14 protein-coding genes are annotated in these 15,655 nt (G+C 68.4%); 12 read left to right on the top strand and 2 right to left on the bottom strand.

All coding sequences use genetic code 11. The features are described from left to right. Positions 1-229: 229 nt before the first annotated feature. From mdcA to EV691_RS09630, 10 genes are all read left to right on the top strand, one after another. Complete coding sequence (gene mdcA, locus EV691_RS09675) at positions 230-1,891, top strand: malonate decarboxylase subunit alpha (RefSeq protein ID WP_131302779.1); 1,662 nt, start codon at positions 230-232, stop codon at positions 1,889-1,891. Then, on the top strand, positions 1,891-2,769 hold the full coding sequence (locus EV691_RS09670) for a triphosphoribosyl-dephospho-CoA synthase (RefSeq protein ID WP_090897754.1): 879 nt from the start codon (positions 1,891-1,893) through the stop codon (positions 2,767-2,769). Before mdcA ends, EV691_RS09670 begins: the two co-directional genes overlap by 1 nt. 2 nt (positions 2,770-2,771) lie before the next feature. Next, entirely contained in the window at positions 2,772-3,071 is a 300-nt protein-coding gene (locus EV691_RS09665; RefSeq protein WP_089169114.1) for a malonate decarboxylase subunit delta, read from the top strand. Beyond that, positions 3,064-3,915, top strand: coding sequence for a biotin-independent malonate decarboxylase subunit beta (locus EV691_RS09660; protein ID WP_131302777.1), 852 nt, complete (start codon positions 3,064-3,066; stop codon positions 3,913-3,915). Before EV691_RS09665 ends, EV691_RS09660 begins: the two co-directional genes overlap by 8 nt. Next, complete coding sequence (gene mdcE, locus EV691_RS09655) at positions 3,912-4,718, top strand: biotin-independent malonate decarboxylase subunit gamma (RefSeq protein WP_131302775.1); 807 nt, start codon at positions 3,912-3,914, stop codon at positions 4,716-4,718. Before EV691_RS09660 ends, mdcE begins: the two co-directional genes overlap by 4 nt. A gap of 32 nt (positions 4,719-4,750) precedes the next feature. Beyond that, a complete protein-coding gene (locus EV691_RS09650; protein WP_131302823.1) occupies positions 4,751-5,392 on the top strand; it encodes a malonate decarboxylase holo-ACP synthase in 642 nt (213 codons plus the stop codon). Continuing rightward, a complete protein-coding gene (mdcH, locus tag EV691_RS09645; protein WP_131302773.1) occupies positions 5,389-6,324 on the top strand; it encodes a malonate decarboxylase subunit epsilon in 936 nt (311 codons plus the stop codon). The genes EV691_RS09650 and mdcH overlap by 4 nt, the downstream gene beginning before the upstream one ends. A 53-nt stretch (positions 6,325-6,377) precedes the next feature. Next, on the top strand, positions 6,378-6,803 hold the full coding sequence (madL, locus tag EV691_RS09640) for a malonate transporter subunit MadL (RefSeq protein ID WP_131302771.1): 426 nt from the start codon (positions 6,378-6,380) through the stop codon (positions 6,801-6,803). An 8-nt stretch (positions 6,804-6,811) separates the two neighbouring features. Further along, positions 6,812-7,576 carry a malonate transporter subunit MadM gene (madM, locus tag EV691_RS09635; protein WP_131302821.1) on the top strand — a complete coding sequence of 255 codons (765 nt, stop codon included), beginning with the start codon at positions 6,812-6,814 and terminating at the stop codon, positions 7,574-7,576. Positions 7,577-8,206: 630 nt separating this feature from the next. Then, positions 8,207-9,610, top strand: a complete 1,404-nt coding sequence (locus EV691_RS09630) for a sodium:proton antiporter (RefSeq protein WP_131302769.1) — start codon at positions 8,207-8,209, stop codon at positions 9,608-9,610. Between the two features lie 52 nt (positions 9,611-9,662). Here the strand turns inward: EV691_RS09630 and EV691_RS09625 are convergent, their stop codons facing one another. After that, positions 9,663-10,580: a LysR family transcriptional regulator gene (locus tag EV691_RS09625; RefSeq protein WP_131302767.1), complete on the bottom strand. Its 918-nt coding sequence runs from the start codon at positions 10,578-10,580 to the stop codon at positions 9,663-9,665. A gap of 234 nt (positions 10,581-10,814) precedes the next feature. Between EV691_RS09625 and EV691_RS09620 the strand changes: the two genes are divergently transcribed. Both EV691_RS09620 and EV691_RS09615 read left to right on the top strand, forming a co-directional pair. Then, complete coding sequence (locus EV691_RS09620) at positions 10,815-11,282, top strand: ferritin-like domain-containing protein (protein WP_089169107.1); 468 nt, start codon at positions 10,815-10,817, stop codon at positions 11,280-11,282. Positions 11,283-11,606: 324 nt separating this feature from the next. Further along, the gene (locus EV691_RS09615) at positions 11,607-12,977 is read left to right on the top strand and encodes an SLC13 family permease (protein ID WP_131302765.1); all 1,371 of its coding nucleotides are present in this window, start codon (positions 11,607-11,609) and stop codon (positions 12,975-12,977) included. Between the two features lie 192 nt (positions 12,978-13,169). Here the strand turns inward: EV691_RS09615 and EV691_RS09610 are convergent, their stop codons facing one another. Further along, on the bottom strand, positions 13,170-15,614 hold the full coding sequence (locus tag EV691_RS09610; RefSeq protein ID WP_131302763.1) for a TonB-dependent siderophore receptor: 2,445 nt from the start codon (positions 15,612-15,614) through the stop codon (positions 13,170-13,172). Positions 15,615-15,655 lie beyond the last annotated feature (41 nt).

Genomic DNA, 15,655 nt, shown 5'->3' with positions numbered 1-15,655 from the left:
ACGCCGCGCCACCGAACCTGCCGAGGAACTTATAGCAGTGTCCCTCTTTGTACAACCGTACCCACCCCCCGGCACAGACCAAGGTATGACGGTGCGATCCAGGTCTTGCAAAGGAGAAATTCTTGCGGATCGTTAACTTCAGAGTAACGATCGTCCGCCCAGCTTGATTGAACGCTACCCCGGCTGCCGCCTACCGTGAGGCCACGACAGCGGAACCCGTGGAGTAGCCATGACAACAACAATTTCCCCCCCGCCGCAGTGGTCGAGCCGGCGCAGCGAGAAGCAGCGCCGGCTCGACCAGGTGCGAGGCCTCGCCGATGGCGTGGTCCTGCCGAGCGACCGGATCGTTGCCGCCCTGGAAGCGCTGATCGCCCCCGGCGATCGCGTGGTCCTGGAAGGCAACAACCAGAAGCAGGCGGACTTCCTGTCCCGCTCGCTGGCCAGGGCCGATCCCGGCAGACTGCACGATCTGCACATGATCATGCCCAGCGTCAGTCGCGCCGAGCACCTCGACCTGTTCGAGCGCGGCATCGCCCGCAAGCTCGACTTCTCCTTCGCCGGCCCGCAGAGCCTGCGCATCGGCCAACTGCTGGAGGACGGTCTGCTCGAAGTCGGCGCCATCCATACCTATATCGAGCTGTATTCGCGCCTGGTGGTGGACCTGATCCCCAACGTCGCGCTGGTCGCCGGCTTCATGGCCGACCGCGAGGGCAACATCTACAGCGGGCCGAGCACCGAGGACACCCCGGCGCTGGTCGAGCCGACCGCCTTCGCCGACGGCATCGTCATCGTCCAGGTCAACGAGATCGTCGACGATCCGCGCGATCTGCCGCGCGTGGACATCCCGGCCTCCTGGGTCGACTTCGTGGTGGTGGCCGACAAGCCGTTCTACATCGAGCCGCTGTTCACCCGCGACCCGCGCCACATCAAGCCGGTGCACGTGCTGATGGCGATGATGGCGATCCGCGGCATCTACGAGAGGCACAAGGTCCAGTCGCTCAACCACGGCATCGGCTTCAACACCGCGGCCATCGAGCTGATCCTGCCCACCTACGGCGAGCGCCTGGGGCTCAAGGGCAAGATCTGCCGCAACTGGACCCTCAACCCGCACCCGACCCTGATCCCGGCGATCGAGACCGGCTGGGTCGAGAGCGTGCACTGCTTCGGCACCGAGCTGGGCATGGAGAACTACGTGGCGGCGCGCCCGGACGTGTTCTTCACCGGCCGCGACGGCTCCTTGCGCTCCAACCGCATGCTCTGCCAGCTGGCCGGCCAGTACGCGGTCGACCTGTTCATCGGCGCGACCTTGCAGGTGGATGGCGACGGCCATTCCTCCACCGTCACCCGCGGCCGCCTGGCCGGCTTCGGCGGCGCGCCGAACATGGGCCACGACCCGCGCGGCCGCCGCCACGCCACCCCGGCATGGCTGGACATGACCGAGCCGGTGACCCTGCTCGAGCGCGGCAAGAAGCTGGTGGTGCAGATGGTCGAGACCTACCAGGAGGGCGGCAAACCCACCTTCGTCGAGCGGCTCGATGCGGTGGACGTGGCGAAGAAGGTCGGCATGCCGCTGGCGCCGGTGATGATCTACGGCGACGACGTCACCCACCTGCTCACCGAGGAAGGCATCGCCTACCTGTACAAGGCCCGTTCGCTGGAAGAGCGCCAGGCGATGATCGCCGCGGTGGCCGGCGTCACCAGCATCGGCCTGCGCCACGACCCCAGGGATACCGAGCGCATGCGCCGCGAAGGGCTGATCGCCCTGCCGGAGGATCTCGGCATCCGCCGCACCGAGGCCAGCCGCGAGCTGCTCGCCGCCAAGAGCATCGCCGAACTGGTCGACTGGTCCGGCGGCCTCTACAACCCGCCCGCCAAGTTCAGGAGCTGGTGATGAGCGCATTCATTGCAGCAAGACTGCGCCCGAGCCTGGCCGAGCGGCTCGCCGACCTCGCCGTGCAGGCGCTGATCGACGAGGCCGACCTGTCGCCCAAGCCGGCGCTGGTCGACCGCCGCGGCAGCGGCGCGCACCGCGACCTCGACCTGAAGTTGATGCACGCCTCGGCGCGCGCGCTGTGGCCGGCCTTCCACGCCATGGCCGACGCCGGCCAGTCCCTTGCCGAACTCGGCCAGCCCCTGCGCGAAACCATCGGCCGGCTCGGCCGCGAGGGCGAGGCGCGGATGCTGGCGGTCACCGGCGGGGTCAACACCCACCGCGGGGCGATCTGGGCGCTCGGCCTGTTGGTCACCGCCGCCGCGCTCGAACCCGTGCAGGCCGCGCCGCAGCAGGTGAGCCTGCGCGCCGCGCGGCTGGCCCGGCTGGAGGACCGGCAGATGCCGGCGCAGGCGCCCAGCCACGGCGAGCGCGTGCGCCAGCGCTACGGCGTGCGCGGCGCGCGGGAAGAGGCCCGGTGCGGCTTCCCCGGCGCGCTCCAGCACGGCCTGCCGCAGCTCCGGCGCAGCCGCGCAGCCGGCTTCGACGAGAACCACGCGCAGCTGGATGCGCTGCTGGCGATCATGGCGCAGCTCGAAGATACCTGCGTGCTGCACCGGGCCGGACTGGAAGGGCTGGCCAGCATGCAGCACGGCGCCCGCGCGGTGCTGCATGCCGGCGGCAGCGCCACGCTGGCCGGTCGCCGCTGCCTCAAGGCGCTGGAGCACGACCTGCTGGCCCTCAACGCCTCGCCCGGCGGCGCCGCCGATCTGCTCGCCGCCACCTTATTCCTCGACCGCCTGGAGCCGATGCTCGGGGCGCCGATTGGGAGCCTGTGACTATGGAAACCCTGTCCTTCGAATTTCCCGCCGGCCAGCCGGCCCGCCAGCGCGCCCAGGTGGGCTGCGTCGGCTCCGGCGACCTGGAGGTGCTGCTCGAGCCCGGCCCGGCCGGTCGCCTGAGCATCCAGGTGGTCACCTCGGTGAACGGCAGCGCCGAGCGCTGGCGCCACCTGTTCGAGCGCATGTTCGCCGGTAGCAACCCGCCGGCCCTGAACGTCGATATCCACGATTTCGGCGCCACCCCCGGTGTGGTGCGGCTGCGTCTGGAACAGGCGCTGGAGGAGCTGAGCCATGTCTGACCTCAATGCTTTGCTGCACAGCCGCAGCTTCGTCGAACTGGGCGCCCGCCAGCGCGCTAGCGCACTGCTCGATCAGGGCAGCCTGCGCGAGCTGCTCGACCCCTTCGCCCGCGTCAAATCGCCGTGGCTGGAGGCCCAGGGCATCGTCGCCCAGGCCGACGACGGCGTGGTGGTGGCCAAGGGCAGCCTCGGCGGCCGCCCGGCGGTGCTCGCCGCCATCGAGGGCGGCTTCCAGGGCGGCAGTCTCGGCGAGGTGGGCGGCGCGAAGATCGCCGGCGCCCTGGAGCTGGCCGCCGAGGACAACCGCAACGGTATCCCGACCTGCGCCGTGCTGCTGCTGGAGACCGGCGGCGTGCGCCTGCAGGAGGCCAACCTGGGCCTCGCCGCCATCGCCGAGGTGCAGGCGGCCATCGTCGAGCTGCGCCAGTACCAGCCGGTGATCGGCGTGGTCGCAGGTCCCGTGGGCTGCTTCGGCGGCATGTCGATCGCCGCCGCGCTGTGCAGCCACCTGCTGGTCACCCGCGAGGCGCGCCTGGGCCTCAACGGCCCGCAGGTGATCGAGCAGGAGGCCGGCATCGAGGAGTACGACTCCCGCGACCGTCCGTTCATCTGGAGCCTGACCGGCGGCGAGCAGCGCTTCGCCTGCGGGCTGGTCGACGCCTACGTGGCCGACGACGCGCAGGCCATCCGCGAACGGCTGCTGGGCATTCTCGAACGGCCCGGCGACGCCCTGCCGCGCAGCCGCCAGTATCCGCGCTTCCTCGACCTGCTCGGCCGCTATGACGCCGCGCCGCAGGCCGACGCCGCCGCCGTGCGCGCCCTCTATCAAGGAGACCAGGCATGAGCACCGTCCTTTCGCAACGCGGCCTGAACTGGCTGCACGCCCTCACCGCCGACGCCGCCGGGCAGTCGGGCTACCCGGCCTCGCTGAAGGTGGTCGATGCTCCGCTGGCCGGCCGCCCGGCCCGCTACCTAGCCGTGGTGCCGGATGCCGACAACCGCTTCCCGCGCGCCCGCCACGGCGAGGTCGGCCTGCTCGAAGGCTGGAGCCTCGGCCAGGCGCTGGACGAGGTGATCGCCGCCGACCGCGACGCGCCGGTCAAGCGCGCGGTGGTCGCCGTGGTCGACGTGCCCAGCCAGGCCTACGGCCGCCGCGAGGAGGCCCTCGGCATCCACCAGGCGCTGGCCGGCGCGGTGGACGGCTACGCCCGCGCCCGTCTGGCCGGGCATCCGGTGATCGCCCTTTTGGTCGGCAAGGCCATGTCCGGCGCCTTCCTCGCCCACGGCTACCAGGCCAACCGCATCGTCGCCCTGCGCGATCCGGGGGTGATGGTCCACGCCATGGGCAAGGAGTCCGCCGCGCGGGTCACCCTGCGCACGGTCGACGAACTGGAAGCCTTCGCCGCCAAGGTACCGCCGATGGCCTACGACCTCGACAGCTACGCCTCCCTCGGCCTGCTCTGGGAAACCCTCTCGGTGGAGCGCATCGAGCAGCCGGGCGCGGAGGATCTGGCGCGCGTGCGGGCCTGCCTGGAACAGGCCGAGGCCGACATCCGCGCCGCCGGTACTGACCTGCGCGGCCGCCTCGGCGCAGCCAACCGCGCCGCCTCGCGCCGGGTGCGCGAGCTGCTGCGGGCGCAGTGGTAGGCCGCGAGGTGGCTGTCATGGGCGAAACGACGATGCGCCAAGGGGCGGGCGGACTGCCCCGTCCCCACGACCTGCTCTGGGGCGCGAGCGCCGACTGGCTCGAGGCCGGCGCCCCGGCCTGGGCTCGGGCGGTGCTCGCCGCCCGCCTGCCGGTGGTGGTGCGCCGCGCGCCGGCGCGGGACGGCTGGATCGCCGTGGGCGTGCGCGGGCACGGACGCGAGCAGCGCCACGCCACCTGGATGCCGCGGGCGGCGGTCCATCGCTGCGTGCCGCCGGAGCAACTGACCGGCGGCGGGGAGCGGGAGAGCGTCTGCGCGCCGCTGCGCGCCCTGGCCCTGCTGCAGCCGCAACTGGATGCGCTGTGCCGCCAGCACGGACTGGCCTGGGGGGTGACCGGCGGCGCCGGTTACCAGCTGGCCACCGGCGTGACGGTGCTGAACGAGGGCAGCGATCTCGACCTGCTGCTGCGCGTGCCCCGGCCGCTGCAGCGCCGGCAGGCGCAGGCCCTCATGGAGCGGCTGGAGCAGCTGCCATGCCGGGTCGACCTGCAGCTGGAAACCCCGGCCGGCGCCGTCGCCCTGCGCGAGTGGGCGAGCGCCGCGGCGCGGGTGCTGCTCAAGGCCGGCAATGGCGCGCGGCTGGTCGGCGATCCCTGGCGGGAGGTGGCGGCATGAGCAGTCTGTTCGCCTTTCCCGGCCAGGGCGCCCAGCAGCCGGGCATGCTCCACCAGTTGCCGGACGAACCCCTGGTGCGGGCCTGCCTGGAGGAGGCCAGCGACGCGCTGGGCGAGGACGTGCGGGCGCTGGACAGCGCCGAGGCCCTGGCGTCCACCCGCGCCGTGCAGCTCTGCCTGCTGCTCGCCGGGGTCGCCAGCGCCCGGCTGCTGCTGGCGCGCGGCGCGCGACCGGACTACGTCGCCGGGCTGTCGATCGGCGCCTACCCGGCGGCAGTGGTCGGCGGCGCGCTGGAGCTGGCCGATGCCGCGCGTCTGGTGGCCCTGCGCGGCGAGCTGATGGAACGGGCCTGGCCGGGCGGTTATGGCATGACCGCCATCATGGGCCTCGGCATCGCCGAGCTGGAGCCCTTGCTGGCGCGGGTCAACGGCCCGGACAGCCCGGTGTTCCTGGCCAATGTCAACGCCGACAACCAGCTGGTGATCGCCGGCAGCGAGGCGGCCATGGCCGCGGTCGGCGAGCTGGCCCGGCGCAGCGGCGCCGGCGCGGCGCGGCGGCTGGCGGTCAGCGTGCCCTCGCACTGCGCGCTGCTGGCCGGGCCGGCGGCGCAACTGGCCGAGGCCTTCGCCGGGGTGACGCTGCGCCGCCCGGCGCTGCGCTACCTGAGCGGCAGCTCGGCGCGTCTGGTGCTCGATCCCGAGGCGCTGCGCGACGACCTGACCTTCAACATGTGCCGCGTGGTCGACTGGCGGGGTACCCTGCGCAATGCCTACGAGCGTGGCGTGCGCCTGCACGTCGAGCTGTCGCCCGGTACGGTGCTCAGCGGCCTGGCGCGGCGGGTGATCCGCCAGGGCGCCGTGGTCGCCTTCCAGGGCGCCCGCCTCGATACCCTGGACGCGCTGCTGCGCGAGGAGGGCTGCCTCGACCGCTGACTCGCTACTGCCTGCACGACAAGAACAATATTTTTTCAGACAGGACAATAACAATGATCATCTACGGTGTTGCTTTGCTCTCCATCTGCACCCTGGCCGGCCTGTTCGTCGGCGACCTGCTCGGCGTGCTCCTCGGCGTTCCCTCCAATGTCGGCGGTGTCGGCATCGCCATGATCCTGCTGATCTTCGGTGGCGGCTACCTGAGCAAGCGCGGCCTGCTCGCCGGCAAGACCGAGCAGGGCATCGAGTTCTGGAGCGCCATCTATATCCCCATCGTGGTCGCCATGGCCGCCCAGCAGAACGTGGTCGGCGCGCTGAGCAGCGGCCCCATGGCGATCCTCGCCGGCCTCGCCGCGGTCAGCCTGAGCTTCGCCATGGTGCCGGTGCTGGACAAGCTCGGTCGCCCGGATGCCGCCGCCGAAAAAAAGCCGCATGAGCCGGGCAGTGCCGCCCAGGCTACCGCCAACGTGCAGAGGTAAGCGCCATGATCACTGAAACTTTGACCAAGGTACTCACCAGTTACGGTCTGATCAGCGGCTTCGCGGTGATCGGCGCGACCATGTGGGTCTCCTACTGGCTATCGGCGAAATTCACCCGGGGACGTCTGCACGGCTCGGCCATCGCCATCCTGCTCGGCCTGGTGCTTTCCTACTTCGGCGGGCTCCATACCGGCGGCCAGAAGGGCCTGGTGGACATCCCGCTGCTGTCGGGCATCGGCATCCTCGGCGGCGCCATGCTGCGCGACTTCGCGATCATCGCCACCGCCTTCGGCGTCAACCCGGAGGAGCTCAAGCGGGCCGGGGTCAGCGGGGTGATCTCGCTGGTCTTCGGCATCTTCGTCTCGTTTATCGCCGGCGTGGCCGTGGCCTTCGCCTTCGGCTATACCGATGCGGTCAGCCTGACCACCATCGGCACCGGCGCGGTGACCTACATCGTCGGCCCGGTGACCGGCGCGGCGCTGGGCGCCAGTTCCGAGGTGATGGCCCTGTCGATCGCCGCCGGCCTGATCAAGGCCATGGTGGTGATGGTGGCTACGCCCTTCGTCGCGCCGCTGATCGGGCTGAACAACCCGCGCTCGGCGGTGATCTTCGGCGGGCTGATGGGCACCTCCAGCGGCGTGGCCGCCGGCCTGGCGGCCACCGATCCGAAGCTGGTGCCCTACGGCTGCCTGACCGCGGCCTTCTACACCGCGCTGGGCTGCCTGCTCGGCCCGTCGCTGCTGTACTTCATGATGCGCGGCCTGTTCGGCTGAGCGCCCGTTTCGCCCGTTACCGTCGAAACTTTCGGCCGCCGCAAGGCGGCCATTTTTCAAGTTTCAAAAAAGCGTTCGAGAGAAGTTTGCCCGGGCCATGTAGTGAATCTGTGCGGTGCACTTGGAAAGTGTCGGTAAAGTCAATCCGTCAAATGGTAAGTAAATATGTTCGGGGTGTGGTGTTTCTGCCATTTTTTTACGCCGGATTATTGAGTGTGGCGTTTTCCATACAACTTTGCCGCTGCTCTTCCGAACTTTCCCTTACGCCCTGAAATGGCGTGGCGAGCCGTTTCAAGTATGGCTTTTTCCGCAGGAACTGCAGGGGCTCTCTGCATGGCGGCAAGACTGTGGAATGCCGATAGCCAGGAACGAAGCGCCTTGGCGCCGGTTCGCCGCGCGCCCGCCATGGCGGGCCAGGCTGTCTGCTCGGGCAGTAGCCGGTGGCGAGCCAAATAATCGGTAATGAATTTTTATTGAAAAGCAGTTCTTCAATATTGATTTGGCTCAAATCCTGCCTCTACCAAGACGCCCCTTCTGTTGGACGGGCTGCTGCGAGTTCATCTCTGTCCGCAAAAAGTTGGATACCAAAGTCGGATACCTGTAATGAAGTCTCTCTGGGAGAATCGGTCAATGAAGTCGATCCTGAGCCGGTTGCTGTATGTGCTGGCCTTGTCACCCGGGCTCTTGTTTGCGGCGGAAGTCGATGGCGCCACCTTGAGTCTTGCCTGGAGTATGCCCTTCGCGGGAATACTGTTGTCGATCGCCCTGTTTCCCCTGTTCGCGTCCCATATCTGGCACCACCATTTCGGCAAGATCACCGCGTTCTGGACGCTGCTGTTCCTGGTCCCGTTCGCCTTCGCCTTCAGTCTGCACGACACCGTCGCGGTGATCGTGCATGCGCTGTTCGCCGAGTACCTGCCGTTCATCATCCTGCTGTTCTCGCTCTACACGATTTCCGGCGGCATCCTGGTCTGGGGCAACCTGCACGGTTCGCCGCGGCTGAACACCGCGCTGCTGGCCATCGGTGTGCTGCTGGCCTCGGTGATGGGCACCACCGGTGCGGCGATGCTGATGATCCGCCCGCTGCTGCGCGCCAACGACAACCGCAAGCACCGCGTGCACGTGGTGGTGTTCTTCATCTTCCTGGTCGCCAACATCGGCGGCGGGCTGACCCCGCTGGGCGATCCGCCGCTGTTCCTCGGCTTCCTCAAGGGGGTGAGCTTCTTCTGGACGATCGAGCACATGCTGCTGCCGGTGCTGCTGTCGAGTGCGGTGCTGCTGGTGGTCTTCTATTTCGTTGACCGCTATTTCTACGCCCGGGAGGACGAGCTGCTGCCACGCGACCCGTCGCCGGACTCGCCGCTCAGGCTCTATGGCACGGTCAACTTCCTGCTGCTTGGTGGGGTGATCGGTGCCGTGCTGCTGTCGGGACTATGGAGGCCGGGCGTCGCCTTCGAGCTGATGGGCACGCCGGTCGAAGGGCAGAACCTGGTGCGCGACCTGCTGATGCTCGGCCTGGCCCTGGCGTCCCTGAAGATCACTCCGGCGCAGGTACGGGCCGGCAACGATTTCGACTGGGGGCCGATCCTGGAGGTCGCCAAGCTGTTCGCCGGGATCTTCCTGACCATCGTGCCGGTGCTCGCCATCCTGCGCGCCGGCAGCGAGGGCAGCATGGCCGGGCTGGTGGCGGCGGTGACCCATCCCGACGGCTCGCCGATCGACGCCATGTACTTCTGGATGTCCGGCCTGCTGTCGGGTTTCCTCGACAATGCGCCGACCTACCTGGTGTTCTTCAACCTGGCCGCCGGCGATGCGCAGGTGATGATGAACAGTCTGCCGCAGACCCTGCTGGCGGTGTCCATGGGCTCGGTGTTCATGGGCGCGCTGAGCTACATCGGCAACGCGCCGAACTTCATGGTCAAGGCCATCGCCGACCAGCGTGGCGTGCCGATGCCGAGCTTCTTCGGCTACATGGGCTGGTCGTGCGCCATCCTGCTGCCCTGGTTCGTGCTGCTGACGCTGTTGTTCTTCTGAGGCGCTGTCCCGCTGCTCGCAAGGCCCCGCCCCGTGCGGGGCCTTGGCGTTTTCAGCCGGCGTGGCGCGAGGCGTACATCCGGCATTCGGCGAGCAGGGCGAGCAGGTTGGGGTCGCGCTCCTTGGCCTTGAGGAATACCACGCCGATCTGCTGCTGCATCCGGTAGCGCGCCTCGAGCGGAATCAGCCGCACGCGGTTCTCGTACACCGCGGCGATGCGCCCCGGCAGCAGGGCGTAGCCGACTCCGGAGCTGACCATGCTGAGCAGGGTGAAGATGTCGTTGACCTGCATCGCCACCTTGGGCGCGAAGCCGGCCTGCCGGAACACGCGCAGGGCGTCCTGGTGGGTGGCGAAGCCCTGGGTCAGGGTGATGAAGGTGGCCTCGCGCAGCTCGGCCAGATCGACCTCGGCCTGCGCGGCGAAGGGCGAGTCGACCGGCACGGCGAGGAAGATGTCGTCGCGGAACAGCGGCAGCGACTCGCAGTCCGGATCGCTCACGCTGTCGTTGAGCGAGACCAGGATGGCGTCCAGTTCGAGGTTCTTCAGCCTGTACAGCAGGTCGATGTTGGAGCCGAGGATCAGGTCGATGTTCAGCGTGCTGCGCCGCAGCTTGAGGCCCATGATCAGCTGCGGCACGGTCTTCACCGTCAGCGAGTAGAGCGCGCCGAGCTTGAAGCGCTCGGCGGAGAAGCCGGCGGCCTCGCGGGTCAGGCGCACGGTGTCGAGCATGTCGGCGACCAGCTTCTGCGCGCGGTCCTCCAGCACCAGGGCGCTTTCCAGCGGCGTCAGCTTGCGCCCCTCGCGCTTGAACAGCGGGCAGCGCAGGGCGTTCTCCAGCGAGTGCAGGGCGCGGTGCACGCTGACCGTGCTGGTGTCCAGCTCGGCGGCGGCGCGCGACAGGTTGCCGCTGCGCATGAAGGCCAGGAAGATTTCCAGTTTCTTGAAGGTCAGTTCTTCGTCGATCTGCATGGGGCGCTACCGCAGGGTGGATGGGCAGCCGCCGGCGGCGGTTTCTCCGGTCGTCGGTTCGAGTCTACCGGGCGCTTCGCCCGACGGGCAGCATCCGCCGCGGCAAATCGCCGGTTGCCGGCAATGCGAAACCTGCCGCATTATCCACACTTTACGTGAGGCCTCACGATCGTCCGCAAGGGCCGTGGCGGCTTCGGCTTTCATCCACCTTCAATCGATATTAAGGAGAGGGGTGTGAACGAGATCCAGCGTTTCCTTGCCCATGCCATCCAGTTGGAGAAGGAGTCGTCCCGCCGCTATGCCGAGCTGGCCGAAGCCATGCAGAAACTCGGCAATGCCGAGGTGGCGGAGTTCTTCCAGCAGATGTCCCACTATTCCCGCCTGCATCAGCGCGAGGCCATGGAGCGCGGCGGCTTCCACGACCTGCCGAAGCTGGCGGCCGACGAGTACGACTGGCCCGAGGGCTCCAGCCCGGAGGCCGCCTGGGGTCCGGTGGACCCGGACATCGACGTGTTCGGCGCCATGGCGCTGGCCATGCGCGGCGAACAGCGCAGCCATGAGTACTACCAGAAGATCGCCGACGAAACCGCCGACCCGGAAGTGAAGGCGATGGCCACCGAGTTCGCCGACGAAGAGGCCGAGCACGTGGTGCAGCTGGATGTCTGGCACGCCAACCTGGTGAAGCTGACCGCCGCCGGCTGACCGCCGGTCCGCAATCTGTCGCCGTTCCCGAAGGCCGGACGAAGCGCAACGCATCGTCCGGCCTTCGGCTTTTCGGTCCACGCCGTCTCGATGGGCTGACGGGACTTTTCCAAACAACGTTCCTGTGACCGGCGCCACCAGGGCGAGCGTCGACCTCGTCGAGTGCCTGTTCGGCAAGCTGAAGCATTCATGATCGGCGGGGCGAGGCCTTTCCAGGGAATGTCGAGCTTCGCGGCCGCTCCGCGATGGCTACGCTGATACGTCACCAGAGCCAGGAAAGCCCGGTAACTGCGATGCGCTCCCGAGCGAATCAGGAGACAGGCGATGGGTGCCCAGTGGATTTCGATCTATGTGCTGGTCGGCATGTTCGTGCTCGCCGCGGTGCTGCCCATCAACATGGGGGTGATCGCCTTCGCCGGCGCGTTCCTCGTCGGCACGCTGGTGGCAGGCATGAATGCCAAGGCCATCATGGGCGGCTTTCCGGTCGATCTGTTCCTGACATTGCTGGGCATCACCTACCTGTTCGTGCTGGCGCAGAACAGCGGCACGATCGACTGGCTCGTGAAACTGGCTGTACGCGCGGTGCGCGGTCGCATCGCGGCAATCCCCTGGCTCATGTTCTTCATCGCGGGCGCGCTCACCTCTGTGGGCGCAGTCAGTCCGGCGGCAGTGGCGATCATTGTGCCCATCGCGCTCGGCTTTGCCGCACGGCACGGCATCAACCCGCTGATGATGGGCCTCATGGTGATTCATGGGGCGCAGGGCGGTGGCTTCTCGCCGATCAGCATCTATGGCGGCATCACCAACAAGGTCGTTGCCAAGGCCGGCCTGCCGCTCAACGAGATCGCGACCATGATGGCCAGTCTTGCCGTCAACCTGACCGTCGCCTCGCTGCTGTTCTTCCTCATGGGCGGCATGAAGCTGATCCGCCAGGGGGCGGATCCGTGCAGCACAGCCTTCGGGCCACCTCGTGCTCACCGCCAGGATGAGGCACGGGTCCGTGGCGGCACGCCGGGCGAGTCGCTCCCCGGGAAGCCCTGCAAGGCAGGCCAGGGCGAGGATTCTCCGGTAAGTGCAGCGCCGTCCGTATTGCAGGACACAGGCGCGCGCCCATACCGGATCGTCACCGTGGCAGGACTATTGGTCCTGGTGGTGCTCACGCTGTTTTTCGGGCAGGACATCGGCTTCGTCTCCCTCACCATCGGGCTGGTGCTCACGGTGATGGCGCCCAACCTGCAGAAACACGCCCTGGGGCAGGTGCCCTGGCCGGAGATCCTGCTGGTCGTCGGCGTCAGCACCTACGTGAGTGTGCTGGAGCGGATGGGGACGATCGATTTCGTCGGCCACGGCGTGGCCGGCCTGACCTCGCCGCTGGTCGCCGCGCTGCTGCTGTGCTTCGTGGGCGCAGTCGTGTCGGCCTTCGCCTCGTCGACGGCGGTGCTCGGCTCGCTGATCCCGCTGGCCGTGCCATTCTTGCTGGGCGACACCGGTGTGAGCGCGGTCGGCTTCATTGCCGCCATGGCCGTCTCGTCGACCATCGTCGATGTGAGTCCCTTCTCGACCAACGGGGCGCTGGTTCTCGCCAATGCGCAAGGCGTGAACCGTGACGCCTTCTTCCGGCAACTCCTGGTCTACTGCGCTGCCGTCACCCTCATCGCGCCGGTCGTGGTCTGGCTGCTGTTCGTGGTGCTCTGAGCCACGGACAGTCGGCGGGTGCGTTCTCGTCGACCCGCTACCGTTCGTGCTGGCTGCTGGTTTGGTTCTGCTGCCGCTTGTTCCGCCAGCCATCATGGAATCGGTATCGCTTGACGGGGTGGCCATACATCGCCTTGTCCTCCCGATCGATTATCGGGAGAGTTTACCCAAAGACCTTGAAAGGGCGGCTGCTCAGAACTCCAGCGTGGTGGAGAGCTGGAACTGCCGGGGCTCGCCGAGTGACACGTAGTACTGGTTGGCGCTCGACGCGTAGTAGGTCTTGTCGAACAGGTTCTTCACGTTGAGCTGCAGGTTGAGCTTGTGCTCGCCGACGGTGGTGTCGTAGCTGGCGAAGACGTCGGTCACCGTGTAGGACGGCAGGGTGAAGGAGTTGGCCGCATCCCCCGAGCGCTTGCCCACGTAGCGGGTGCCGCCGCCCAGGCGCAGCCGGTCGCCGCCGAACAGTGCGCCGGCGTCGTAGACCAGCGAGGCCGAGGCGCTGGTCTTGGCCACGTTCTGCAGGCGGTTGTTTTCCAGCTCCGGGTCTTCGGTCACCTCGGCGTGCAGCCAGGCATAGCTGCCGATCAGGCTCCAGCGCTCGTCGAGCTGGCCGCTCACGTCCAGCTCCAGGCCGTAGGAGCGGACCTTGCCGGCGGCGCGGCTGTAGCTATCGCCGTTGGCGTCCAGCTGGCTGACCAGCACGTTGCGCTTGTGGATGTCGAACAGCGCGAGGTTGGCGGTGATGCGCCCGGGAATCTCCAGCTTGCCGCCGAGCTCCCAGGAGCGCGCCTCTTCCGGCGGGGTCGCGCTGTCGAGGACCTGGTCGTTGGCCAGCGGCGCGATGGTCGAGTTGGGCTTGAAGGAATAGGTGTAGCTGCCGTACAGCGAGACCTCGTCGCTGAGGCGGTAGACCAGGCCGGCGCGCGGCGTCCATTCGTGGTCCTTGACGTCGGTGTTGGCCTTGAACGGCCGGCCGCGTCCGGCCCACTGGTCGTAGCGCTGGTAGCGCGTGCCGAGCACCAGGATCCAGCGCTCGTTCAGGTGGATGGAGTCCTGGAAGTAGGCGGAGTCGCTGCGCAGCTTGTCGGTCTGGTCGCTGCTCGCGGCATCGACGTTGTCGGACGCGCCGACCCGGCCGTAGACGGGGTTGCTGTAGCTGAGCGTCGAGGTGGCGCCGCGGATCAGGTCGGCGCGGAAGATCTTGCGCTTCTCGCTGTCGATGCCGGTCATCAGCTCGTGGCGCAGGCCGAACAGCTCGAAGTCGCCGTTCAGGCCGAGCCGCGCGAAGCTGTTGGTGCTGACCGCGCCGTGGGTGCCGTCGACGCGGCGCGTCACGGTCTTCCGGGTGGTGTTGACCGCGGTCACCCGCACCTGGTCGTCGTCGTAGGTCTCGCGGGTCCAGCCGTAGGCGAAATGGCCTTTCCAGCGTTCGTCGAAGGCATGCTCGATGCTGAAGCGGCTCAGGTCGGAACGGCCGTCGGTGATGTTGAATTCCTCGTCCAGCCGGCGCCGGCGGGAGATGTCCAGGGGACGCCCGGTGCCCGGGTCGATGACCGTGCCGCGGTCGAACGGGTAGCTGTATTCGCGGTGCTCGTAGCTCAGCAGCACGGTGGTGTCCGCGCCGTACCAGGCCAGCGAGGGGGCGATCGTCGTTTCGCGGTTGGTGCCGAAGGTGCGCCAGTAGTCCTCGTCCTCGTAGTCGACGATGAGCCGGTAGGCCAGCCCGTAGTCGCCCAGCGTGCCCAGCGCTCCGGTGCTGTCGAACTGGCCGCCGCTGCCGTTGCGCCCGTGGGCGTAGGCATTGGCGCTCGCCTTGATGGCGTGATGGGCGGTCAGCTCGGGCTTCTTGCTCACCAGGTTGACCACCCCGCCCGGGTCTTGGATGCCGTAGAGGAGGCTCGCCGGTCCCTTGAGCACCTCGACGTGATCGACGCTGGCGGTGAAGTTGCGGCCGAGGATCGAGGGGATGCCGTCGCGCATGATCGAGCCGTCGCGGTTGTCGCCGAAGCCGCGCTTGGTCACCGCGTCCTGGGTGCCGCCGAGGGTGTTGGCCTGGGTGATGCCGCTGATGTTGTTCAGCGCGTCGTCGAGGTTGCGCGGGCGCTGGTCCCTGACCACCTGGGCGGGGACCACGTTGATCGTCTGCGGAATCTCCAGCACCGGCGTGTCGCTGCGCATGATCGAGGCGGTCGGCTCCGGCTGGTAGCTGGTCTGCATGTCGCCGGTATCGCTGACCAGGGTGCTCGGCAGGCTCAGCAGGCCGCTGTCGGCGCCGCCCAGCCGCTGCAGGGTCAGGGTGCGCGCGTCGAGCTGCCGGTAGGTGTAGCCGGAGCCTGTCAGCAGCCGTTCGAGGGCGGCGGCGGCGCTCAGGTGCCCTTCCAGCGCCGGGGCCTGCACGTCATAGGGCGCCTCGTCGGTGTAGACCAGGCTGAGCCCGGTGATTCGGCTGAACTCGCCGAGCGAGCGTGGCAGCGGGCCGGCGGCGATGGCGAAGGTGTGCTGCCGGTCCTGCCAGGCGGCCTGCGTCGCCTCGGCCAGGGCCGGAGTCGGCGGCAGGCCGTTCAGGCCGAGCCCCAGCAGGGCGGTCGCCAGGAGCCGCCGGGAAGAACGGGACAGAAGGGTGGGGCGGTGGGTCATCGAGGTCTTCTCATGCGCATGGGCTGCTTCGATGCGAATGA

Origin of the sequence: Azotobacter chroococcum, assembly GCF_004339665.1 — a bacterium.
Taxonomy (GTDB): Bacteria; Pseudomonadota; Gammaproteobacteria; order Pseudomonadales; family Pseudomonadaceae; genus Azotobacter; species Azotobacter chroococcum.
This window is presented reverse-complemented; position numbering and strand designations above follow the sequence as displayed.

What these genes read in the sequence shown, in the direction of transcription:
- mdcE (WP_131302775.1), top strand. Translation starts at nt 3,912, where the DNA reads ATGAGCACCGTCCTTTCGCAACGCGGCCTGAACTGGCTGCACGCCCTC.
- EV691_RS09630 (WP_131302769.1), top strand. Translation starts at nt 8,207, where the DNA reads ATGAAGTCGATCCTGAGCCGGTTGCTGTATGTGCTGGCCTTGTCACCC.
- mdcA (WP_131302779.1), top strand. Translation starts at nt 230, where the DNA reads ATGACAACAACAATTTCCCCCCCGCCGCAGTGGTCGAGCCGGCGCAGC.
- madL (WP_131302771.1), top strand. Translation starts at nt 6,378, where the DNA reads ATGATCATCTACGGTGTTGCTTTGCTCTCCATCTGCACCCTGGCCGGC.
- mdcH (WP_131302773.1), top strand. Translation starts at nt 5,389, where the DNA reads ATGAGCAGTCTGTTCGCCTTTCCCGGCCAGGGCGCCCAGCAGCCGGGC.
- EV691_RS09660 (WP_131302777.1), top strand. Translation starts at nt 3,064, where the DNA reads ATGTCTGACCTCAATGCTTTGCTGCACAGCCGCAGCTTCGTCGAACTG.
- EV691_RS09670 (WP_090897754.1), top strand. Translation starts at nt 1,891, where the DNA reads ATGAGCGCATTCATTGCAGCAAGACTGCGCCCGAGCCTGGCCGAGCGG.
- EV691_RS09625 (WP_131302767.1), bottom strand. Translation starts at nt 10,580, where the DNA reads ATGCAGATCGACGAAGAACTGACCTTCAAGAAACTGGAAATCTTCCTG.
- EV691_RS09650 (WP_131302823.1), top strand. Translation starts at nt 4,751, where the DNA reads ATGCGCCAAGGGGCGGGCGGACTGCCCCGTCCCCACGACCTGCTCTGG.
- EV691_RS09615 (WP_131302765.1), top strand. Translation starts at nt 11,607, where the DNA reads ATGGGTGCCCAGTGGATTTCGATCTATGTGCTGGTCGGCATGTTCGTG.
- EV691_RS09665 (WP_089169114.1), top strand. Translation starts at nt 2,772, where the DNA reads ATGGAAACCCTGTCCTTCGAATTTCCCGCCGGCCAGCCGGCCCGCCAG.
- EV691_RS09610 (WP_131302763.1), bottom strand. Translation starts at nt 15,614, where the DNA reads ATGACCCACCGCCCCACCCTTCTGTCCCGTTCTTCCCGGCGGCTCCTG.